Consider the following 22,182-nt stretch of genomic DNA (forward strand, 5'->3'; position numbering starts at 1 on the left):
TATAAAAACAAAAAAACTTTCCTAATCATCTAGGAAAGTTCTAACTATAATCGATTGATATCTTTAAAATATTTTATTCAGCCTTGGTAATATCTTCACGCATCTCATCGACATTGAATTTAGCAAAGAGATACTGACGGTCTTGAACTGGGAAACGTTGATCGAGTTGGTCAACTGGACCGACTTCAACTATACCATTGTCAATAATAAAGTCCATGACATGCCCACCAAATGATAAATCATCTGATATAAAATGTAAATGATAGCCAGCCACGCTCACACCGTGGAACATTTCTGGTGTCCAAATCCCAACGATGGTACCTGAAATATTATCAGATTCATACTCTGGTTGATGAGTCGCAACTTCAGCAAATTTCGTATCAGGAGTAGACTTAGGTATCATGCGGACATGCATGTGTTTAAAATGCCCTTTAATCTTGATGGAACGGAAGAGATTAACCCCATCATAGTAAGATTCAATACGATCCTCAAGTTCTTTATCAGTCATTTCAAAACGTTGACGGAAGATAACTTCAGCTTGGTGAGGTACGACTGCTGCATAGGGAACTTTTTCATCTGGAGAAACTTCTACCACTTCGACTTTACCTTCAGAGCCTTTAGCTTGATAGGCTTTACCATCAAGAACAATCAACTCCCCATCAATAGAATCTAATGTTCCAAGACCCAAGTCTCCATGCTCCAACAATTCACCAACTGTTAAAGTACCTCCATAAAGCCCAGCCATCAAGGCTCCCAAAGTATTATATTGAAATAATTTTATGGCTTCAGACATGTCTACACCCTCTTTTTAGTAAAATTCATCTGGCAAAATAGTTTCGCCGAGTTTAATATTATCTTTATAGTCGATTGGAACATCAATAAGGACTGGTCCATCTACAGCTTGAGCCAAGGCTTCTTGGAGCAAGCTAGAAAACTCCTCTTTACTTGTTGCACGATAACCTTTCGCTCCAAAGCTCTCAGCATATTTTACAAAATCAACTGGACCAAAGTCAACCCCTGATGAACGACCGTACTTCATTTCTTCCTGGAATTCCACCATATTGTAATGGCCATCGTTCCAGATAATATGAACAATTGGCAATTTCAATCGAACTGCTGTCTCCAATTCTTGTGCTGAGAAGAGGAAACCACCGTCACCAGAAACAGAAATGACTTTTGTCTTAGGACGAACCAAAGCTGCAGAGATGGCCCACGGAAGAGCAACCCCCAAAGTTTGCATCCCATTTGAGAAAAGCAAATGACGTGGTTCATAAGATTTGAAATAACGAGCCATCCAGATATAGTGACTACCAACGTCAACGGTAACTGTCATATCATCATCCGTTTGTTCTTGTAAAACTTCAATTAAATCGAGTGGATGTACGGTACCTTCTTCAGGCTGACGGTCAAATTTAACATCTTCGACGACTGTATTTTTTAACCCTTTTAGATATTCAACTGATCCTTCAGGTAATTTGTAGCCTTGAATAGCTGGCAAGAGCAAGTCTAAAGTTGCTTCTACATTGCCAATCAATTCACGTTCTGGCTGGAAGTAAGTATCCACCTCAGCAGGTTCAACATCAATTACGATAATACGTGCTGAAATTTCAGCATTCCAGTTACGTGCTTCATACTCAATTGGGTCATAACCAATGGCAATAATCAAGTCCGACTTCTTAAGCAACATGTCCCCCGGTTGGTTACGGAAAAGACCTACACGACCAAAGAAAGTATCCTCTTCAAGGTCACGTGACACGATACCAGCACCTTGGAAAGTTTCAACAACTGGTAATTTAACATGTTTCAAAATCTGGCGAATAGAGTAAGTTACAGCTTCTGATGAAGCACCGTTCCCTAAAAGTAAGACTGGCAATACGGCATTTTTTATCGCCTGTGCGAGATAGTTAATATCAGAAACAGATGCTGAACCAAGTTTTGGATCCGTCATAGGCTTGATAGCCTTAACACTGACCGGAGCATCAGTCACGTCTTGAGGAATTGAAATAAAGCTTGCACCCGGTTTCCCTGACTTAGCATGGCGATAGGCATTAGCAACCGTTTCAGAAAGGGTATTAGCATCATGTACTTCAGCAGCATACTTGGTAATCGGTTCAAGCATAGCAACGTTATTCATTGATTGATGGGCACGTTTCAAAAGATCTGCACGCTTAACCTGACCACCAATAGCAAGGACAGGATCTCCTTCATCTGTCGCTGTTACCAATCCAGTAGCCAAATTTGAGACACCTGGACCAGATGTTACCAATACTACACCGGGTTTCCCTGTGATACGTCCAACACCTTGAGCCATAAAAGCAGCATTTTGCTCATGACGGGCAACAATCAATTCAGGTCCCTTATCTTCCAAAGTATCAAAAACCCTATCGATTTTTGCACCTGGAATCCCAAAGACATAATCAACATCATGGTTGATCAAACTATCAACCACTAAATCCGCACCATACAATTGCTTTTCTTCTGACATGAACACAGTCCTTCTGGCCCTAAAATGATAGAGCCAATTTTCCTTTCAAGTATAAGTCACAAAGTGTCAAAGTCTGCTCGTTTTTTCACAAACTTTTATCACTTCACAATTCTATTATCATTATAGCACAGTTTTCAGACAATCTTGTGAAAAAAAGATTGTGAATTTTTGAACTTCTATCACAAAAAAACACCTGATAACCATCAGATGTTCATGTATTTTTTACCTTAGCAAACTCTCGATTAAGATAATTTTGCAAGCCTTCAAAAATCTCTATTAACTGGAGATAATTAGACAAGCTTGAGCGACCAGGGATATCTACCACATCCAAAGAAATGCGTTCCAGGTCTTTTTCATAGAGAATGCGGAAGGATACCACTGCTTGATTAGAAAAATAATTCTCCCCTGCTAAAATAAAGCACTCATAGATGATGCCAACAGGATTAGCAACCTTCAATTCAATACGAACTGCGCCTAATCCCAAGGCCTCCACTTGCTGAAAACGCTCCAGAATAGCCTGGCGCTGACTGGGGATAAAACTCATGATATCCATAGTGGCCCTCCCAAGATTCCTTTTTGTCTATTATAGCCTAAAGCTGAGAAAAATGCTTGTGATGGGTTTCTTGATAAGACTAAAAGCCCATGAATCCTTATTTAGCTTCTTTATAATCTCTAAAGTCCGATTTTATAGTGTTATCGTAATCATGTTTATCTACCCACTCCTTAATATCAGCAAACGAATGAATTTCCTTCCTAATACCAGCACCGTCCTCTACAGAAATTACAATTGCTTGCTCTCCATTTGTTCCCAACCAATGTAAAATATCATTGGTCTGCTCTTCAGGAGAAAAATAGATTTGTGATTGTTTGTCGTACTCTCTATCTCTATAGGACTCATATTGAGCCAATTTCTTTTTATAGGCATCATATTTCCTATCATAATCTTTTTGGGCTTTTTGACGTGCTTTTTCGTAAGCTCGATAGTCTTTCTGATAGTCTTGTTCTGCCTTTTGGTTAAGAATCTCACTAAAACTTAAAGGTTTAATAGGAAAAATAGAATCAGGAAAAACATTAAATTCTGGAACTTTCTTTGGCTCGCTTGGTTTATTAGGTAGGCTGCTTTTCACTGGCTCAGTGGGAGCGACCGGAAAATCTCCCTCCTTACCTTGACGGGTCAATACTTTAAATTTCTTTAAGGTATTGCTGTTTGTTGTTGTCTGATTAACAGCCTCTTCGTAAATAGGCTTAACTTCAGAATTTTCATTAAATAGATTAATTTGATTCTCTTGTTTTGAAGTATCTACATTATCAATCACTAGGATCACATTTAGATGAGCTGATAAATGGTTGTTTGTTTGAGCTGGAGACATTCTTAAAAGCTCATCCAAGTTTCCTTCTCTCTTTAAATATCCCCACATGTTGCTATCATTCACCTGATTACGAGCAGAAGTCTTATCACCAAAATAAAGCATTTCATCCTTACTGTAAGAATAATCTGGTAGGTCTCTAGTTAAAAATTGATTCGTATCTAAATTGTAAGCAAATTGCTTATCGTTTTGAGAATTCTCCAAGAAAACATAATCATAACCATCAATCGATCTTAAAGACACAGCCAACTCCTTAATATCTTTAAAATCTTTTATTTTCTTCAAATATGGGGTCAAATTAATAGTTTTCTTTTCAAAATTTTTGTTGATATCATAAACTACCAAATGAGCTTGATGGAGACTACTCATGGTGTCGTAATAGCGAACAAAATGATTTCTACCAATCATCTCAGTAGCTACATTATCTTCAGAATTATAGTAAGTGGGTTCTTCATGACTAATTGCAACATATTGATGACGATTACCAAAAATATCATTGGAAGTTACTTTATCAGCTTTTAGAGCCATCTGTAACTCTTCTACAGCTTTTTCATGAAATTTGTGCTTTGTATATATATTCCCTAAAAAGAAAAGCATTAGTATAGTCGCAGTATAAATCCTTCCACGCTTTGAGAAGGGGAATTTTAAAATCATCTTTATCAAAACTTTTATTACAAAAATAGCCAGAACATCACATTCTGACTATTACTCTTATTTCTCATCTTCGTCCATTGAAAGTACTGATAAGAAGGCTTCTTGTGGTACTTCAACCGAACCGATGGCTTTCATACGTTTTTTACCGGCTTTTTGTTTTTCGAGGAGTTTACGTTTACGTGAAACGTCACCACCGTAACACTTAGCCAAGACGTTTTTACGAAGGGCTTTGATGTCTGTACGGGCAACGATTTTTTGACCGATGGCCGCTTGGATAGGCACTTCGAATTGTTGACGTGGAATGATTTTCTTAAGTTTATCAACGATAAGTTTTCCACGCTCGTAAGCAAATTCCTTGTGAACGATGAAGCTAAGGGCATCGACCTTGTCACCATTAAGGAGAATATCCATTTTCACCAATTGTGAGCGACGGTATTCTGACAATTCATAGTCAAAGCTTGCATAACCACGTGTAGATGATTTCAATTTATCAAAGAAATCAAAGACGATTTCAGCAAGTGGAATCTGATAGATAACGTTCACACGATTATCATCGATATATTCCATGGTTTCAAAATCACCACGTTTACGTTGTGCTAACTCCATAACCGCACCAACATACTCTTGAGGAACCATGATTTGAGCTTTAACATAAGGCTCTTCAATAGCATCAATACGTGTAGGATCTGGGAATTCAGATGGGTTAGACACTTCAAGCATCTCACCGTCAGTAGTGTTAACATGGTAAACTACCGATGGTGCTGTCATGATGAGATCAATGTTAAACTCACGTTCCAAACGCTCTTGGATAACATCCATGTGAAGAAGACCCAAGAAACCACAACGGAAACCAAAACCAAGGGCTTGAGACGTTTCAGGCTCAAACTGAAGACTAGCATCGTTCAACTGGAGCTTTTCAAGAGCTTCACGCAAGTCATTGTATTTATTAGACTCAATTGGATAAAGACCGGCGAAGACCATTGGATTCATTTGCTTATAGCCATGGAGTGGCTCTGCTGCTGGATTATCCGCAAGTGTTACTGTATCACCGACACGGGTATCCGCAACAGTCTTGATTGAGGCCGCGATATAACCAACATCACCTGTCGCAAGGTAGTCACGGCCAACAGCTTTAGGCGTGAAGATACCAACTTCAGTAACATCAAAGGTCTTGCCATTAGACATCATTTGAATCTTATCTCCTGGTTTAACCATTCCGTTAACCACACGCACTTGGAGGATAACCCCACGGTAGGCATCATAAACAGAGTCAAAGATAAGGGCTTGGAGAGGCGCTTCGACTTCACCTTGAGGTGCAGGAACTTTCTCAACGATTTGTTCGAGAATCTCCTCGATACCGATACCAGCTTTAGCTGATGCAAGCACGGCTTCAGAAGCATCTAGTCCGATAACATCTTCAACCTCTGTACGCACACGTTCAGGATCTGCAGCTGGAAGGTCGATTTTATTGATAACTGGTAAGATTTCCAAGTCATTATCTAGGGCCAAGTAAACATTGGCAAGTGTTTGCGCTTCAATTCCTTGAGCTGCATCCACCACCAAGATTGCACCCTCACAGGCAGCAAGAGAACGTGACACTTCATAAGTAAAGTCCACGTGTCCTGGTGTGTCGATAAGGTGGAAAATATATGTTTCGCCATCTTTAGCTGTATAGTTAAGCTCAATGGCATTTAGTTTGATAGTGATACCACGTTCACGCTCGAGGTCCATACTATCAAGGAGTTGCGCCTGCATCTCACGACTTGATACTGTCTCAGTCTTTTCCAAAATACGGTCAGCAAGGGTTGATTTACCGTGGTCAATATGGGCAATAATAGAGAAGTTACGAATCTTCTCCTGTCGTTGTTTTAATTCTTCAATATTTGGCATTTTTATCTTTCCTAGTTCTTACTTGTGATTATAAAAAAACTAATCGTTACCTTCTATTATACAAAAAAGACAGGCTTTTGCCTATCTCTAATATCTGCTTTCTGACCGTATTTAGTCCTTCTTACTTCTTAAAATTATCGTTGTAGTGCTTATTAATAATTGCCGAGCGCTTGTTTTCTGTAGAACTACTTGAAAATGGAGCTAAACCGAAGGCTAGTACAACAATTCCCAATAGAATGAGACTAAAAAATGGGTGCTCTATAATATAGTGTAAAATATCTGACATAGAAAGGCTCCTTTTAAAGCATAATTAATTACGATTATATTATCAGAAATATTATGTTTTATCAAGCAAAAAAAGAGAGCCTTCCGCTCTCCTTTTATTTTAATGGAATTGCATTCCACCATCCACGATGATGGTTTGACCTGTGATGTAGTTTGAGTCAGGTCCAGCCAAGAAGCTAACTGCTGCTGCCACATCTTCAGGTTCTGACAAACGTTTGAGAGTAATATCTTTAGCAAAAGTTTGCATACCCCATTCATCATCTTTACCAGCGTTCTTACCAACTTCATGAGCAATGTCAAACATCATTGGAGTCTTAACGATACCTGGTGCATAAGCATTGACAGTGATGCCTGATTCAGCCAAGTCACGCGCCAAAGTTTGAGTGATACCACGAACTGCAAATTTAGTACCACCATAGACAGTCAAGTTAGGGTTACCAACGACACCAGCTTGAGATGTTGCATTGATGATTTTACCACCATGACCAAGTGCTTTGAATTGTGCTTGTGCAGCTTGAGCACCCCAGATAACGCCACCGACATTGATGTTAAATGTACGTTGGAACTGTTCTTCAGTAATAGTATCAAGTGGTGTTGTTGGTGCCACACCGGCATTATTAACAACAACATTCAAGTCACCAAAGTGATCAACAACTTTTTGGAAAGCAGCTGCTACTTCAGCTTGTTTAGATACATCAGCTACAACCGCAAATGCTCTGTCTGCTGACAATTCAGCAACCGCTTTTTCTGCAGTTTCAGCGTTGTAGTCCAATACTCCGACTTTAAAACCATCTTCAACCAAACGTTTTGCAATCGCAAAACCAATACCTTGACCTGCACCTGTAACAATAGCAACTTTTGACATACGAAATCCTCCTCTACCAATTAGAGTCACTGGCTTAATACCGAGCCTTATCTCAATTGGAATACGCTAAGTTAGTCAAGTTCTGGCAAAGTCATTTTCATAGGCTTTGTCTTAACTCAATTAAAATTCTACTCCTTTATGAAAACGTAGTCAAGTAATTATCAAACTTTTCTGAAAACAAATAAGACCACCCTTGGGTGACCTTATTCCTATTATTCTTCAAATTCAAAACCTAGTGCTTCCATATCGTCCAAGCCACCCAAGTTAGTCACCTTAGTATAGCCTCGCTCTTTAAGAACTGATGCAGCAAATTCTGCACGAGGCCCCATTTTACAATAGAGGTAAATTGAAGCGTCTTTTTCAGCTGGAATGTCAGCTGTGAAAATCTGCGTGTGAGGTATTAATAAGGTATCCTTAACATGACCTTCTGCATACTCTTCTGGACTTCTGACATCAATTAACAGTCCACCCTTAGCTAAATCAGATTGAATCTTTACTAAATCCATCTTACTCACCAAACCAAATCTGAATTTCTCGAGCCGCAGATTCTTCTGAATCAGAACCATGAACAATATTTGGAATCATGTCCCCATCTGGTGCAGTTGCAAAGTCTCCACGAATCGTTCCTGGAGTAGCATCCCCAGGATTGGTTGCTCCCATCATATCACGCCATGACTTGATAACACCTGGGCCAGACATAATACCAATAACTGCTGGGCCACTCATCATGAATTCAGAAATACTAGGGAAAAATGGTTTATCAACCAATTGGGCATAATGTTCTTTAAGACGTTCTTCGTCAAGCATCAGCATCTCCATACGCTCAATAACGAAGCCACGTCGCTCAATTCGATCAAGCACTTGACCAATTAAATGGCGTTTAACAGCATCTGGTTTAATAATAAAGAATGTTTTTTGCATGTTCCCAACCTTCATCGTTTTTTTCCATTTTACCATAGGAAGTATCATTTTGCAGGGTAAAACCTTATATAGTCTTAAACTATGCCCTCAGAAAGAAATTAACTATTTTTCATTAATGCAAATAAAAAGTATCATAGAAATAAAATGATATTTTGAGGTTATTTTTATGCCAAAATCTAAATTCCAATTAGTCGGTTCTCTTCTTCGTCCTGCGGATCTCCGTAAATATAAGGATGAAATCGAGCATCGTGACGACATCCAGTATCCTTTCTATGATGCCCTTCCTGGTTATCAAGAAACTGAAACTGCAGATATTAAGCAAATTGTGGCTGACCAAAAAGCTAACGGTATTGACATCCTTACTGATGGCGAGTTTGGACGTTCTATGTGGCATTTAGACTTTGTCTGGGGATTTAAAGGAATTGAACGCTACATTGCTGAGCATGGCTACACTTTTAAAGACCATGATGGTGGTCAATATGAAACACGTAAAGATATCGGTATTCGTATTACTGAACCACTCTCAGGTAAGAACCACCATTACCTAGATATTTACAAATTGGTTAAAGCTGAAGCAGGTGATGAAGATACCAAACAAACTATCTGGGGACCTGCTCATGCCTACACTGAACTTGCTATCTTTGACCGTTTGGCTGGTCCTGGACAAGTCTACGAAACAAATGAAGACCTCAAAAAAGGTATCATTAATGCCTATAAAGAATTCTTGGAAGAATACAAGGCTGTCGGTGGAAAAATTGTTCAATTTGATGACTGTCTCTGGGAACTTTTTGACCCATCAAACCCTGCAAGTTTCTTTGCGGAAGGTAATTCTGATTTAGCAGAATTGGCTGATGAGTTTGTAGCTATCAATAACGAGGTTGTAGACTATGCTCACGAACTTGGTTTAACGGTTTGGACGCACAACTGTCGTGGTAACTATGAAAGCCGTTCTGCTGCCGAAGGAACTTACGAAGCCATCGCTAAGAAGTTCTTGGCAGAGCAACACTATGACCGTTTCTTCCTTGAGTGGGATAGCGACACCGCTGGTGATATCAAAGCTCTCGAAGCCCTCAAAGACAGCAAAGCTGAAGTTGTACTAGGACTTTTGTCTTCTAAAACTACTGACCTTGATGATGAAGAACGTGTCCTCGATTTGCTTGAAAAAGCGAGTCAAATCCTTCCAAAAGAACGTCTCTTCCTCTCTCACCAATGTGGTTTCGCCTCATGTGACTCAGGTAATGAGTTGGCAACACCACAACAATGGACTAAAATCAAACAAGGTCAAGAAATCGCTAAGAAATTCTTTGGTTAATTGAATACTTTTAAATCTTAAAATCCCTTGCCGTATTCGGTAAGGGATTTTAATGTTGTCTAAGCTTGAATAAAAGGTTGTAAATCTTTAAGAGCTCGCTCAGCAATTTTTTCATAGCGCTCTTTCTTGTCACGAATACGTGGCCCTTCCAACTCTTTGATAATACCAAAGTTAACATTCATTGGTTGGAAATGTCTACTTTCAGCATGTGTCACATAATATGGGAGACTCCCGATAGCTGTTGTATGAGGGAAGATAACCTCATCTTCACCTTTAAAAAGACGGGCAGCATTGATGCCGGCAACCAAACCTGAGGCAGCTGATTCAACATAACCTTCTACACCAGTCATTTGTCCTGCAAAGAACAAATTAGGGTTTGATTTTGACTGGAATGTCTGTTTGAGCAAGTTTGGCGAATCCATGTAAGAGTTGCGGTGCATAACCCCATAACGCACAAATTCAGCGTTTTCAAGACCTGGAATCATTTGGAAGACACGCTTTTGCTCTCCCCATTTGAGGTGGGTTTGGAAACCAACGATATTGTAGAGGCTACCAGCCGCATTGTCCTGACGAAGCTGAACAACCGCATAAGGGGTCTTAAAGTCGCCGTCACGTGGCCCTTTGTAATCTTCAGGATACTCCAAACCAACTGGTTTCATAGGACCATAGAGCATTGTCTTGATACCACGTTTAGCCATAACCTCGATAGGCATACAGCCCTCGAAATACTTTTCTTTTTCAAAAGAATTCAAAGGAGCTTCTTCAGCTGTTGTCAAGGCCTCGTGGAAGGCCATGAACTCCTCCTTTGTCATTGGACAGTTTAGATAAGCTGCTTCACCCTTGTCATAGCGTGACTTAAGGTAGACTTTGTTCATGTCGATAGTCGCTTTATCAACAATCGGTGCAGCGGCATCATAGAAATAGAACCCATCTCCACCGTTAAGCTTGTGAATTTTTTCAGCTAAAGCATCAGAAGTCAAAGGACCTGAAGCAATAACTGTAATGGCATCATCAGGAATTTCTGTGATTTCTTCACGGATAACTTCAATTAATGGATTGTTCTCAATTTCAGCTGTCACTGCTTCTGCATAACCTTCACGGTCAACAGCCATGGCACCACCAGCTGGCACACGGTGAGCTTCTCCATTACGCATAATGATAGAGTCCAAGCGGCGCATTTCTTCTTTAAGAAGCCCTACAGCATTTGTCAAGCTATCGCCACGGAAAGAGTTAGAGCAAACCAATTCTGCAAAGTTTGTTGTCTTATGCTGAGGTGTTGCTTTGACCCCACGCATTTCATATAGTTTTACCGGAATACCACGTTTAGCAATCTGATAAGCTGCTTCAGAGCCGGCCAAACCAGCTCCAATCACGTTAATATAATCTGCTTTTGATTGAGACATAACACTAATACCTCTTCGAGAACAAGATGAAATCCTGCCCCCACAAATCTTTCTTCATTTTTACTCTTAGTAGTATAGCAAAAAACTCCTCATCTGGCGACTAGGAGTAATCTGTATTTAAAGGGGTAAAATGATAGTCACTTTAGCACCACCCGTGCTATCGTCATTCGAAAGAGCAAGACTACCATGGTGTAAGCGAATAATATCATTGGCAATAGTCAGACCAAGGCCACTATGATTGCGGCTCTGTCTACTTTTATCCTCTTGATAAAAGAGCTGAGTAGCCTTTTCAAGAGATTCAAGGGAAAATCCAGGACCAGAATCAAGGCAGATAAACTTGAATTCATCTTCTTCTACCCTAGCGGTCAGGAGCAACTGACTGCCACTGGGTGTATGCTCTACGGCATTTGAAACAATATTCATAAAAGCTCGATTTACCAAGGACCTGTCCCAATGGCCTATGATTGCTTTCTTAATCTCCTTCTTGTCAAATACTACATTGATTTGTTTGGTTTGAGCTAGTGACAAGGTTTGATCGTAAATGTCTTCAATAAATTCCCTAACCGAAATGTCTTCAAGCGTCAAGGTTTTCGTCAAACTCGTTTTGTTGAGTTCAGACAACTCTTTAACATAAGCATCAACCTGTGTAATCCCCTTTTGAAAATGTTCTAATAAGTCCATCTGTTCCGCATCCAAGGGAGTCATGGCTAAGAGGTCTGCATTTCCACGAGCAACTGTCAGTGGTGTCTTTAAATCATGTGTCAAGGCTGAAATCTGATTTTGCTTATCTTGCTCTGCCTTCCAATTTTCTATCAAAGATTCACGAAGCGCAACCCTCATGTGATCCAAGCCACTTAAAACCTGATTGAATTCCTTAATTGTAGACTGGTAGGTTTGAAAATCCAAGTCTTGTTGGGAAATTTTTTCAGTAACTTTTAATATAGGTTTAAGCTGCTGACTTAATTTATTTGCATAGTAAAAAGTTAAAATAATAAATATTAGGAGAATGAATGCAAACATTGAGCCAATCATCAATAGATCAGCATTGGGAAAATGCTGATTCATCCACGCATTATGATACCTAGGTGATAATTGATAGTTGACAATGACTATACCATCTGACCGTTCAAAAGACTGAAAATAGCCGTATATCCCACCGTGAGCATTCTTGAATTGGTAATTTAGTAAGGATTCTTCTTGCAAGTTAACTGGCATGTTAGACTTCTTAAGCTTAAAATCTCTAGTCAAAAAGACATAGCGAGTACCATCGGGCAAGACATCTGGATTAAAGACCTTAGAAGTTTCAATATCATTCCTGACAGCAGACAAATCACTTTCTACCTGATTTGCTGGAATCACAACGCCAAAACGATAAGACAAGCTGAACAAAGACAAAATAAGTAGGCTACTGATTGCCGAGAGGACCGTCAGGCTGACGACATAAGATAACAAGATTGTTCTTAGAGAGTGCTCTCGTTTTTTAATTAGTGCCACTTGTAACCAATCCCCCAGACTGTTTCAATAGGATTTTGCCCAAAATCTTTGAGCTTTGCACGGATATTTTTAATATGTTCAGCCACTGCTGTCGGACTCCCTTTATCCTCATAGCCGTACAAATGCGTGTAGATTTGTTCTTTGGAAAAGACTTGGCCCTTATTTTCAGCCAGAAACTGACAAATACCATATTCTGACTTAGTCAAATCTAACAACTGATTCTCAACATAAAGCTCCTGAGCAGACAAATCAAACTGAATATTTCCAATTAATAGCTTATGGTGGCGCTCACGATGTTCACGTCTCAAGTGTGCAGCCACACGCGCTTGAAGTTCTTTAACCCCAAATGGCTTGCAAATATAATCATCAGCACCATAAGTCAAGCCTTGAACAATATCAGCCTCTTGCGTTTTGGCTGTAATAAAGAGTATAGGACAATCCACCTGATCACGAATCTCAGGACAAAACTGGAGACCATCAACATCAGGCATCATGATATCCAGTAAAATCAAGTCAAACCGTGGCAACGAGTTCTTATCTAAATCCAAAACACTTGTAAGGCCCGTCACCTTATGATTTTGGAGCTCTAAAGCCTTAACAACCAATTGAACAATATCTTCCTGATCATCAACAACAAGTATCTGAGCCATAACCTTTCCTTTCGTACAAAGTTACCCTTATCATATCATCTATAGAAGAGAACTGACAAGGCGTAGAGTAGATAAATATGTGTTGGGTAAAAGACATAGAACAAATATTTTGACCCTTTACCTCTTTGACCGTTATAACAAAGCATTAAAGGAGCTGCAAATATTTCCATCCATTCAATGTATTTAAACATTAGATCATGAATAGATAGCTTACTTAAAACAATCGTAATTAGTACCCAAACAAGACTAACAGTCACAAAAGCAAGTACTTCTTTCTTAAGATTCTTGTGACAAAGATACATAGCGATACCAGTCAAAAGTAACCACGTTCCTCCATCGCTGATAAATGTATGAACTGGCAACACTGTGAAATTGAGTAAATTTAGTAGAAAACCTAACATAGGTTTGTTCACACTTAGCAGATAAAAAGGCACCATTAGCAATGGGAGTAATATTGGAAAAAGTAAAGTTAGTATCCCTTTAAGGTATTTCTTTTCTTGAATCCAAGCGATACCTTGAAGAGCTACGAGCAAGATAACGAATGATGACAACATCATATTTTGTGGAAAGAAACCATCTGGCCTTACAAGAGGATGTAAAAAATTATAAAATCCAAACTGAATCAATCCCATTAAAATAGCTAAAGCATAAATCCTTAGGAAGTATTTTTTTCGATTGTGTGTATGGACGAAACCTTCAATCACAGCAAATAGAAATATGGGGGCCGCTAATCTCCCAATCATAGTAAACCAAATGGGTATTTTTCCTGTATATTCAAAAAAATATTGAATATGGTCGAATACCATAGTAATTAGAGCTATATATTTGAGTTGGAAACCTGATAGACTTAAACGTTTCATAATAACTCTCCTTTCTTTCATTCTCAGTATAAAAAACAAATTTAAGGAAAGTATCAGTTTTTTGGATAAAATACAAAAAACTATCCCAAGTCTTAACTTGAGATAGCTATGTCTTTATTTAACAATAGATTCTTTGTAGTCACACTCTTCGTTACTACAGATGACTTGTTTGCCACCACCACGTACTTTCTTCTCGACGAGGTAATCGCCTGATTTAGGACAGTTACGTCCAACAGGAATATCCCACGACGTAAATTCACAGTCAGGATAGCGATCACAACCATAAAAGACACGATTACGTTTTGTCTTACGTTCGATGACCTGACCTTGACCACAGGTTGGACAAGTAACGCCAATTTCTTTTGTAATGGCCTTGGTGTTATGACAGTCTGGGAAATTACTACATGCGTAGAACTTACCGTAGCGACCAAGTTTGATGACCATTGGGTGACCACAGAGGTCACAATCAAAACCAGCAGGCTCATCCTTAATTTGGATTTTTTCAATACCTTCTTCAGCTTTTTCCAATTCTTTTTGGAAAGGTTTGAAGAATTCATCAATTACCTTCTGCCATTGTTCCTTACCAATTTCAACCTTATCAAGTTTACCCTCCATTTCAGCGGTGAATTTAACATCCACGATGTCAGGGAAAAATTCGACGATTAAGCTATTAACGATTTCACCAAGTTCTGTTGGTTCAAAACGTTTAGCCACCAATTTGACATAGTAGCGACGTTGGATAACATCAAGCGTTGGCGCATAAGTTGACGGACGACCGACACCATTTTCTTCCAGTGTCTTAATCAGTGTCGCTTCAGAATAGCGTGCAGGAGGTTGCGTGAAGTGTTGTTCAGGCGTTGTCACAACCTTTTTAACCGTATCACCTTCAGCCATATCAGGAAGCATTTTGTTTTTATCAGAGTCGTTGTAAACGGCCATATAACCGTCAAACTTGATTTGGCTACCATTTGCTGTGAAAATGACTCCGTTTTGAGACAAGGTCACCTTCATCGTATCAAATACAGCAGCTGTCATTTGACTGGCCACAAAACGATTCCAAATAAGGGTATAGAGCTTGAGCTGATCCTTATCCAAATACTTGGCAATGCTTTCTGGTGTTTGGAAAACATTTGAAGGACGAATAGCCTCGTGGGCATCTTGCGCCGCTGAGCTATTTTTCACCTTACTACCATGCTTAGAATACTTAGAACCAAAGCGTTCTGTAATAAACTCAGCAGCCTGGTTTTGTGCCACCGGACTGATACGTGTAGAGTCCGTACGCATATAGGTAATCAAACCTTGAGCTCCTGACCCCAGATTAATCCCTTCGTACAACTGTTGGGCAACCATCATGGTCTTACGTGTACGGAAGTTAATCTTATTGGCAGCATCCTGTTGGAGAGAGGAGGTAGTATATGGCAATGGTGCATTACGACGGCGTTCTTTTTTCTCTACCTTATCAACATTAAAGTCATCACTCGTGATACGAGAAAGAACAGCTCGAACATCGTCATTATTGTTGAGCTTAAGCTTTTTACCATCCAAGCCATAGAAGCTAGCCTGAAACTTCTTAGCCCCCTTCTTAAAGGCACCATCAATAGTCCAGTATTCTTCTGGTTTAAAGGCCTTGATTTCATTCTCACGGTCAATAATAAGCTTAAGAGCTACCGATTGCACCCGACCTGCAGAAAGACCTTTCTTAACCTTCTTCCAAAGAAGAGGTGAAATAGAGTAACCCACAATACGATCCAAGACACGACGAGCTTGCTGCGCATCTACCAAGTCCATGTTAATGGCGCGTGGCTCCACAAAGGCATTTTTCACTGCATCTTTAGTAATTTCGTTAAAGACGACACGATTTTTTTCCTCTGGCTCTAATCCAAGAATATGTGACAAATGCCATGAAATGGCTTCCCCTTCACGGTCCGGGTCACTTGCGAGAAAGACTTGCTTGGCTTTTTTAGCCTCTTTCTTCAATTCATTGATAAGAGGTCCTTTACCACGAATATTAATGTACTGAGGTTCATAGTTGTTTTCAAAATCAATAGACATACTTGATTTTTTCAAATCACGGATATGCCCAACAGAGGCTACAACTTTATAATTGCGCCCAAGATACTTTTCAATGGTTTTTGCTTTGGCAGGAGACTCCACGATAACCAAATTTTTCTTTGGTGTCGCCCTCTTTTTAGTCGTCTTTTTAGCCGTTGTTTTCTTTGTTGCTTTAGTTTTTGTTTTTGTTGTCGTTGCTGTCGCCATAGACTATTTCCTTATAATGTTATAAACTGGCTGCGCCACTAATCTGTCTAAAATCTAGTCACAAGACATTAAAAAATGTAACATCTTGGACCGAGCAACTAACATGATACCGTCCTTTTCTTTAACTGTCAATAAAAAACTTTTTCCCTATAGGAGAAGTTTGATTTTCAAGAAAACTCTGAAAGGATGTCAAACCCTGTCGTAATGCACTTTGCACCCTCTTGAATCAAGTGATGACATCCTTCTGACTTTCCATCTAAAATATTTCCTGGAATAGCAAAAACATCTCTACCTTCTTCCATGGCACGCTCACAAGTAATCAGACTTCCCGAGCGAAGCTTAGCTTCAACCACCATAACCCCTTGACACAATCCAGAAATTATCCGATTTCGTTCAGGGAAATGGTATTTAAGTGGCTGTTCACCCGGTCCATATTCTGAAAGAACTAAATGATTTTTGGCCATATAGTCCTGCAAAGCTTTATTTTCTTTTGGATAATAAACATCAAGTCCTGTCCCGATAACTGCAATGGTCTTTCCTTTATTTTTCAAGGCCTCCATATGTGCACAAGTATCAATCCCACGCGCCAAACCACTCACAATAGTAAAGTGATTCCCAAGTTCACTAACAATTTTTCGAACAGACTGTTTGCCTATTTCGGAGCACTTTCTTGCCCCAACAACAGCTAGCTTTGGTTTACTTAGCAAATCAATATTCCCTTGATAAAAGAGGAGGACAGGTGGATTATAGCTATGCTTCAGCTCAATGGGATACTCCTTATCAAAAATTGATAAGGTCGGAAAACGTTGAAAATTTTCCTTAAGCTGCTTAATATCTAAATTCTTGTATTCTTCCATAAAGAGAACTGCATTTTTAGACTTAGATACCACTGCCATATCACGTAAGCTCAGTTTTTTATCTTGATTTTTTTGATAGTCTAAAATATTAAGAATATTTAAATTTGTCAATCCAGCTGCTTTTAGTTTAAAAAGTTCAAAGTTATTCATGTAACTACCTCCATTTCATTATTCGCAAGAGAAATAGAAAAAAAGCCCCTTCATGGAACTTTTGTTAATTATAAGGCATTTTCAGAAGTAAAATATGATGCCGCTCCTAAGAGGTTACTGTCGTTATGGAAATGACAAGCTTGAATTGTTATCGGCTCAAAACCTAATTCTGGCTTTTCGTTAAATAACTCCTCATAGGCATCGCATATTCCTTCAATTAAAGTACCTTGCCTACTGATACCACCGCCGATAACAACTCTGTCCAACTTGAATAAACTCTGCAAATTAAGAATCAGAACAGCAATTTCATGACAATAGTCCTTAAATAGACGTTTTAGTTGTTCAGAGTGATTTTCATCTAAAGCCGAGAAAACTACTAAACTATCATCCTGTTCTAAACCAAGTATTTGACTAGCTTCATGAACGAAACCTACCGCAGAACCTTTATTATCGACAAGGCTAATCAGTGCTTGCTTAAATAAGGTCCACTGGAAAGGGAGAGCCGTTTGACTCTTGCTTTGAGGACTTGGAGAACGCAAATATCGGGTAACCGACAGAGGAGTTAACAAGTCCCCCTGTGAGACAATGCCTAAGCCAACACCGGTACCTAAAACCAAGGCAGCACTACAATCCAAATCCTGTAAGCTACCATATCTTGCTTCAGCCAAAGCTGCCGCATCAGCATCATTGATAACCTTTACAGGCAGTTGAAATGTTTTGGACAAGCGTGTCCCAAGAGGAATGGCTGTCAAATAAGGAATAAGACCACCCTTGAAAACAAAACCTCGTTTACTATTAATTTCGCCCGGGCATGCAATGGCAATACCAGAAATACCATTCTTAAATGATGAAATAATACTCTCTAAAGTTATCCAGAAATTATCTAGGGACGATGGTGTCGGCACTTTAGATTGGTTGCTAATTCTAAAATCATTATCAACTAACCCAAACTTGATAAAGGTCCCTCCAATATCAATAGCTAAAATCACGCCACTTCACCTACTTTTTAATGATTGACTTTATTGGTTCGAAACTTCTTCTATGAATTGGAGTAACACCAAAGTTATCTAGGCCAGACAGATGATCCTTGGTACCATAGCCTGCATTTTTGGCAAATGCATATCCAGGAAACTCCTGATCATAGTCAGCCATCATCTTATCACGGGTTACCTTTGCTACGATCGAAGCTGCTGCGATAGATAAAGAATTAGCATCCCCTTTTATGATTGATGTTTGTCCTATTGGTAGATCCAAGCTCATGGCATCAATTAACAAATGTTCTGGTTTGGGACTCAGTTTTTCAATAGCTTCAGCCATAGCAAGCTTGGTTGCTTCATAAATATTGACGTCATCAATCACATGATTATCCTTAATACCAATACCGACAGCTACTGCTTCCTTCATCACCTGCTTATAAATGGCTTCATGTTTAGATTTTGGAATCTTTTTACTGTCATTGAGACCTTTTATTTTGCAAAGCTTTGGTAAGATAACCGCTGCAGCTACAACTGGGCCAGCTAAAGGACCACGTCCAACTTCATCAACACCTGCGATAAGTTCAATTCCCTGAGCATAAAGCGATTTTTCGTAACTGAGCATCATTTCTAAGCGTTCTTCCTCAGCAATCTCAGCTAGGATAGCTTTGCGACGTTGCTTTATGGCAGTCTGTACACCAGATCGACTATCTTCCTCAAAACTTGCCCATCGGTAGTCATCAAGATCTGTCAATGCTGCCAATTGCTCCTTGACTTCTTTAATTGTCGCCATCAGTATCGACCCCAACAATATCAAGTGTGTAACGACCTAGTTTTCCATCACGAACTTCTTTGACAAATAGATTATAGAAACGGTCATAATCTTCACGGAAGCCAAGTTTTCGAGTCATTTCCATAATGATTTCTGGTGCCTCTTCTTCAAGGTCAATCCCTTTGAAGCGTTCCTCTAAACGTTCAGGATAGTAAGTTTTAAAATAGTTGAGTCCAAATATCGTCACTTCATCCATTGGCAATAGCTGGTCCTTGATGGCACCAGTCAAAGCGAGTTTCAATCCAACCAATTCATCTTCAAACTTAGGCCACAAAATACCTGGAGTATCAAGAATTTCCAAGTCTTTATTAGACTTCAACCACTGTTGACCTTTTGTAACGCCGGGTTTATTTCCTACAACAGCAATCTTTTTACCAGCTAAGCGGTTCATCAAGGTAGATTTCCCTGCATTTGGAATCCCAATAATCATGGTTCGTAAGGTCTCTTTCTGAATACCGCGTTCACGTAGCCGTTGAATCTTGTCAGCCATAAGACTCTTAGCAGCGTCTGTTACCAATTTAACTGTAGATTGTTCCTTGGAATTGATGGCCAAGGTTTTAATCCCTTGACTCTTAAAATAGGTACGCCATTCTTTCGTACGATTACTGTCAGCGAGGTCAGCCTTATTGAGAATTAGAAGCTTTGGTTTATCGCCAACAATTTTGGTCAGCATAGGGTTCTGACTCGAAAGTGGCAAACGTGCATCCACTAAAATTGTAACAAAATCAACATGTTTAAGGTTCTCCTGAACCTGTCGACGGGCCTTAGACATGTGGCCTGGAAACCATTGAATAGTAGCCATATATGTTTCTCCTTTTGTATTCTTAGCAAAATATCATTTAAAATCTTTAAAAAAAGCCAAATCATTGGCTTTGCTTTACTTATTATTATAACAGATTTAATTTGAGATGCCCAATTGATAAAGGTTACCTACCCCTCAACAGGCATAAAGTTACCAACAATCTTACCAATGATTCGAGGATCTTCGTCATAGGGTGCAAACTTATCACCATAACGTTTATTGAGAGAAACTAAACGAAGACCCTCTTCCTCACGATAGACCTTTTTGATATAGGTTTGACCATCCCAGTCTACAGCATAAACAGCTCCATCATAATCAAAGCCCGTTTGTTTGATTAGCACTACTTCTCCATTTAGGTAGGTAGGTTCCATAGAGTCTCCAAAAACCCATGACGCAAAATCATGATCTAATTCTTCATCATAGAAAACTTCATCGTAATTGCCATCACCAAAGTAAGTATAACCTGTTCCGGCTGACAAACGCTCGAAAACTTTGTAAGAATATAACGGAATAACAGGTGCCTTCTGCTTTTCTGCTTCTTGCTCCTCCAAGAGAGCATTAGTGAGTCGCAAAGCTTCCTGACGATTTTCCTCATTTAATTCCAAGTAGACTTCTACAATCTCATGTTCAGATAGAAAATATGTCTCAGCTACACCAAAAAGTTCAGCCAATACCGATAGATTCTTTTGATTTGGTTTCGTCTTACCATTTTCCCAGTTAAAATAAGAGGAGCGAGAAATTCCTAGATGCTTAGCCACTGCGGCCTGACTCATTCCTTGTGCTTCTCGAATTTCCTTAAGTCGTTGTCCTGAAAACATAGCTACCTCCGTAAGTTAATAAACTAACATAAGTTTATCAAAAAAAGCAGTTAACTTCAAGTGAAACTAACTACTTTTACAATTCTCTTTTGTATTATTCTTTAACTAAAAATTCTAGATGGTTTAGTGCCTCTTCTATATAAGCCATATCCTGTTCACTATCTGCTTCGACAAGATGGTAATGAACGCCATTTGTTAAATCAGATAAGGGGCGAAAGTCATTTGACGATGATTGATCTAAAAAATGAATAACATCTCGACGACAAGTCAATTTCAACAAAGTCTGAATTTCTCCGTAAACTGGATGATCTATCATGATATTTTGAATACGTCCTCCATTATCAACAATAGCCAAAAGCTCATCTTCCATATCTGACACAGTATGATTCACCTTAAACAGTCTACGTATATAACAATTGTCATCGCTACTTTTATAGATATAGCCCCTATTAGTTGAAATAATCTGGGCACCATCTGCACGTAAGAGGGCAATATCTTGAACAATGATTTGACGTGTCACACCAAAATGCTCCGCCAAACTTTGTCCATTCATTGCTTCTTTAGCTCCCTTTAAGAGTGCCAATAATTCTTCTTTTCGATTTGAAGCCATAGACAAACCCTCCCTCTTTCAACTAGCGTATTTTTCGAATACTTTTGAAAATCGTTAATGCTATAACATAGTCTATCATACTATGGACAATAGTGCCAAAACCAACTAAAACAAAGAGAACATAGAACAGTTTTTGGAAATCCTCTCCTGTTACGGAATAAAAAATCACGCAAGCAAGAACTTCACCTATGGCATGGATAAGTCCTAAAACAAAGTTGAAAAGTAATGATGATTTATGGTTTTCTATCGTTTGTGGAAATTTTTTCAAATAGAGTGCGCCTAAAAAACCAAATATAATATGAGAAAAGGCTCTAAAAACAACCACAATCGGATAGCCAGCCATAAAGTATCCCAAACTAGAAGCTAAGATAACAAAAGCAGTTACCCAGGGAGATATAAACATAGCTAGAAATATTGGAACATGACTCCCCAAAGTATACGAAGCCGGTGGGATGATTAGTTTAATTGGCATAATACTTGGGATAAGGATAGCAATTGCAGTTAATAAAGCTGCAAAGGTCATTTCTTGAATTCTCTTTTTAGGTTTCATTATTTACTCCTTTTACTGTATATACATTAGTATATTACAGTGTATAGTTATATAAGTCAATAATTTTGGCTCTATAATTTCTGTAGTGGGTAAAACCACTGTAGAGATTATAGAGCTTTTTAAGTGTACACAAAAAGTCCCATA

General features: G+C 39.1%; 21 protein-coding genes. 1 reads left to right on the forward strand and 20 read right to left on the reverse strand.

All coding sequences use genetic code 11. From position 1 onward, the window contains the following. Positions 1-73 precede the first annotated feature (73 nt). From budA to ndk, 8 genes are all read right to left on the reverse strand, one after another. The gene (gene budA, locus H7U02_RS04755) at positions 74-793 is read right to left on the reverse strand and encodes an acetolactate decarboxylase (RefSeq protein ID WP_073689341.1); all 720 of its coding nucleotides are present in this window, start codon (positions 791-793) and stop codon (positions 74-76) included. Between the two features lie 15 nt (positions 794-808). Continuing rightward, positions 809-2,485 (reverse strand): acetolactate synthase AlsS, encoded by a 1,677-nt coding sequence (gene alsS, locus H7U02_RS04760; protein ID WP_021146813.1) that lies wholly within the window; start codon positions 2,483-2,485, stop codon positions 809-811. A gap of 211 nt (positions 2,486-2,696) precedes the next feature. Continuing rightward, on the reverse strand, positions 2,697-3,038 hold the full coding sequence (locus H7U02_RS04765; RefSeq protein ID WP_021146812.1) for a hypothetical protein: 342 nt from the start codon (positions 3,036-3,038) through the stop codon (positions 2,697-2,699). Between the two features lie 97 nt (positions 3,039-3,135). Beyond that, the gene (locus H7U02_RS04770; protein ID WP_260318405.1) at positions 3,136-4,380 is read right to left on the reverse strand and encodes a hypothetical protein; all 1,245 of its coding nucleotides are present in this window, start codon (positions 4,378-4,380) and stop codon (positions 3,136-3,138) included. 183 nt (positions 4,381-4,563) lie between these two features. Then, positions 4,564-6,396 (reverse strand): translation elongation factor 4, encoded by a 1,833-nt coding sequence (lepA, locus tag H7U02_RS04775; protein ID WP_002891049.1) that lies wholly within the window; start codon positions 6,394-6,396, stop codon positions 4,564-4,566. A gap of 385 nt (positions 6,397-6,781) precedes the next feature. After that, complete coding sequence (locus H7U02_RS04780; protein ID WP_073690133.1) at positions 6,782-7,546, reverse strand: (S)-acetoin forming diacetyl reductase; 765 nt, start codon at positions 7,544-7,546, stop codon at positions 6,782-6,784. Positions 7,547-7,758: 212 nt separating this feature from the next. Then, positions 7,759-8,052: a rhodanese-like domain-containing protein gene (locus H7U02_RS04785; RefSeq protein ID WP_201042883.1), complete on the reverse strand. Its 294-nt coding sequence runs from the start codon at positions 8,050-8,052 to the stop codon at positions 7,759-7,761. 1 nt (position 8,053) lies between these two features. Further along, complete coding sequence (gene ndk, locus H7U02_RS04790; RefSeq protein ID WP_171963568.1) at positions 8,054-8,467, reverse strand: nucleoside-diphosphate kinase; 414 nt, start codon at positions 8,465-8,467, stop codon at positions 8,054-8,056. Between the two features lie 166 nt (positions 8,468-8,633). Here ndk and H7U02_RS04795 point away from each other — a divergent pair, with 166 nt between their 5' ends. Beyond that, positions 8,634-9,779 (forward strand): cobalamin-independent methionine synthase II family protein, encoded by a 1,146-nt coding sequence (locus H7U02_RS04795; RefSeq protein ID WP_155197878.1) that lies wholly within the window; start codon positions 8,634-8,636, stop codon positions 9,777-9,779. 59 nt (positions 9,780-9,838) lie between these two features. Here the strand turns inward: H7U02_RS04795 and trmFO are convergent, their stop codons facing one another. The 12 genes from trmFO to H7U02_RS04855 all read right to left on the reverse strand — a co-directional run bounded on the left by trmFO (position 9,839) and on the right by H7U02_RS04855 (position 22,038). Next, entirely contained in the window at positions 9,839-11,182 is a 1,344-nt protein-coding gene (gene trmFO, locus H7U02_RS04800) for a methylenetetrahydrofolate--tRNA-(uracil(54)-C(5))-methyltransferase (FADH(2)-oxidizing) TrmFO (protein ID WP_155197879.1), read from the reverse strand. Positions 11,183-11,299: 117 nt separating this feature from the next. Beyond that, a complete protein-coding gene (locus H7U02_RS04805) occupies positions 11,300-12,676 on the reverse strand; it encodes a HAMP domain-containing sensor histidine kinase (protein ID WP_311637561.1) in 1,377 nt (458 codons plus the stop codon). After that, the gene (locus H7U02_RS04810) at positions 12,667-13,326 is read right to left on the reverse strand and encodes a response regulator transcription factor (RefSeq protein WP_110981436.1); all 660 of its coding nucleotides are present in this window, start codon (positions 13,324-13,326) and stop codon (positions 12,667-12,669) included. The genes H7U02_RS04805 and H7U02_RS04810 overlap by 10 nt, the downstream gene beginning before the upstream one ends. A 35-nt stretch (positions 13,327-13,361) precedes the next feature. After that, complete coding sequence (locus H7U02_RS04815) at positions 13,362-14,186, reverse strand: TraX family protein (RefSeq protein ID WP_110981437.1); 825 nt, start codon at positions 14,184-14,186, stop codon at positions 13,362-13,364. 114 nt (positions 14,187-14,300) lie between these two features. Beyond that, on the reverse strand, positions 14,301-16,445 hold the full coding sequence (gene topA, locus H7U02_RS04820; RefSeq protein ID WP_110981438.1) for a type I DNA topoisomerase: 2,145 nt from the start codon (positions 16,443-16,445) through the stop codon (positions 14,301-14,303). A gap of 167 nt (positions 16,446-16,612) precedes the next feature. Further along, positions 16,613-17,452 carry a DNA-processing protein DprA gene (dprA, locus tag H7U02_RS04825; protein ID WP_110981439.1) on the reverse strand — a complete coding sequence of 280 codons (840 nt, stop codon included), beginning with the start codon at positions 17,450-17,452 and terminating at the stop codon, positions 16,613-16,615. Between the two features lie 68 nt (positions 17,453-17,520). Next, complete coding sequence (locus H7U02_RS04830; RefSeq protein WP_110981440.1) at positions 17,521-18,441, reverse strand: ROK family protein; 921 nt, start codon at positions 18,439-18,441, stop codon at positions 17,521-17,523. A gap of 10 nt (positions 18,442-18,451) precedes the next feature. Then, the gene (locus tag H7U02_RS04835) at positions 18,452-19,219 is read right to left on the reverse strand and encodes a ribonuclease HII (RefSeq protein WP_110981441.1); all 768 of its coding nucleotides are present in this window, start codon (positions 19,217-19,219) and stop codon (positions 18,452-18,454) included. Next, positions 19,206-20,060, reverse strand: coding sequence for a ribosome biogenesis GTPase YlqF (ylqF, locus tag H7U02_RS04840; protein WP_021144074.1), 855 nt, complete (start codon positions 20,058-20,060; stop codon positions 19,206-19,208). The genes H7U02_RS04835 and ylqF overlap by 14 nt, the downstream gene beginning before the upstream one ends. Positions 20,061-20,188: 128 nt before the next feature. Next, positions 20,189-20,878: an XRE family transcriptional regulator gene (locus H7U02_RS04845; protein WP_110981442.1), complete on the reverse strand. Its 690-nt coding sequence runs from the start codon at positions 20,876-20,878 to the stop codon at positions 20,189-20,191. 94 nt (positions 20,879-20,972) lie between these two features. Continuing rightward, positions 20,973-21,488, reverse strand: coding sequence for a transcription repressor NadR (locus tag H7U02_RS04850; protein ID WP_110981443.1), 516 nt, complete (start codon positions 21,486-21,488; stop codon positions 20,973-20,975). Positions 21,489-21,510: 22 nt separating this feature from the next. Further along, on the reverse strand, positions 21,511-22,038 hold the full coding sequence (locus H7U02_RS04855) for an ECF transporter S component (protein WP_002883896.1): 528 nt from the start codon (positions 22,036-22,038) through the stop codon (positions 21,511-21,513). Between the last annotated feature and the right edge of the window lie 144 nt (positions 22,039-22,182).

The organism is Streptococcus sp. 3.1, from assembly GCF_016648915.1.
In the GTDB taxonomy this organism is placed as follows: Bacteria; Bacillota; Bacilli; order Lactobacillales; family Streptococcaceae; genus Streptococcus; species Streptococcus salivarius_E.

Bases quoted from the DNA above. Each gene is read 5' to 3' on its own strand.
- H7U02_RS04780 (WP_073690133.1), bottom strand. From the start codon at position 7,546: ATGTCAAAAGTTGCTATTGTTACAGGTGCAGGTCAAGGTATTGGTTTT.
- ndk (WP_171963568.1), bottom strand. From the start codon at position 8,467: ATGCAAAAAACATTCTTTATTATTAAACCAGATGCTGTTAAACGCCAT.
- lepA (WP_002891049.1), bottom strand. From the start codon at position 6,396: ATGCCAAATATTGAAGAATTAAAACAACGACAGGAGAAGATTCGTAAC.
- dprA (WP_110981439.1), bottom strand. From the start codon at position 17,452: ATGAATAACTTTGAACTTTTTAAACTAAAAGCAGCTGGATTGACAAAT.
- H7U02_RS04770 (WP_260318405.1), bottom strand. From the start codon at position 4,380: ATGGCTCTAAAAGCTGATAAAGTAACTTCCAATGATATTTTTGGTAAT.
- H7U02_RS04765 (WP_021146812.1), bottom strand. From the start codon at position 3,038: ATGGATATCATGAGTTTTATCCCCAGTCAGCGCCAGGCTATTCTGGAG.
- H7U02_RS04855 (WP_002883896.1), bottom strand. From the start codon at position 22,038: ATGAAACCTAAAAAGAGAATTCAAGAAATGACCTTTGCAGCTTTATTA.
- H7U02_RS04845 (WP_110981442.1), bottom strand. From the start codon at position 20,878: ATGTTTTCAGGACAACGACTTAAGGAAATTCGAGAAGCACAAGGAATG.
- H7U02_RS04835 (WP_110981441.1), bottom strand. From the start codon at position 19,219: ATGGCGACAATTAAAGAAGTCAAGGAGCAATTGGCAGCATTGACAGAT.
- trmFO (WP_155197879.1), bottom strand. From the start codon at position 11,182: ATGTCTCAATCAAAAGCAGATTATATTAACGTGATTGGAGCTGGTTTG.
- budA (WP_073689341.1), bottom strand. From the start codon at position 793: ATGTCTGAAGCCATAAAATTATTTCAATATAATACTTTGGGAGCCTTG.
- ylqF (WP_021144074.1), bottom strand. From the start codon at position 20,060: ATGGCTACTATTCAATGGTTTCCAGGCCACATGTCTAAGGCCCGTCGA.
- H7U02_RS04810 (WP_110981436.1), bottom strand. From the start codon at position 13,326: ATGGCTCAGATACTTGTTGTTGATGATCAGGAAGATATTGTTCAATTG.
- alsS (WP_021146813.1), bottom strand. From the start codon at position 2,485: ATGTCAGAAGAAAAGCAATTGTATGGTGCGGATTTAGTGGTTGATAGT.
- topA (WP_110981438.1), bottom strand. From the start codon at position 16,445: ATGGCGACAGCAACGACAACAAAAACAAAAACTAAAGCAACAAAGAAA.
- H7U02_RS04815 (WP_110981437.1), bottom strand. From the start codon at position 14,186: ATGAAACGTTTAAGTCTATCAGGTTTCCAACTCAAATATATAGCTCTA.
- H7U02_RS04850 (WP_110981443.1), bottom strand. From the start codon at position 21,488: ATGGCTTCAAATCGAAAAGAAGAATTATTGGCACTCTTAAAGGGAGCT.
- H7U02_RS04785 (WP_201042883.1), bottom strand. From the start codon at position 8,052: ATGGATTTAGTAAAGATTCAATCTGATTTAGCTAAGGGTGGACTGTTA.
- H7U02_RS04795 (WP_155197878.1), top strand. From the start codon at position 8,634: ATGCCAAAATCTAAATTCCAATTAGTCGGTTCTCTTCTTCGTCCTGCG.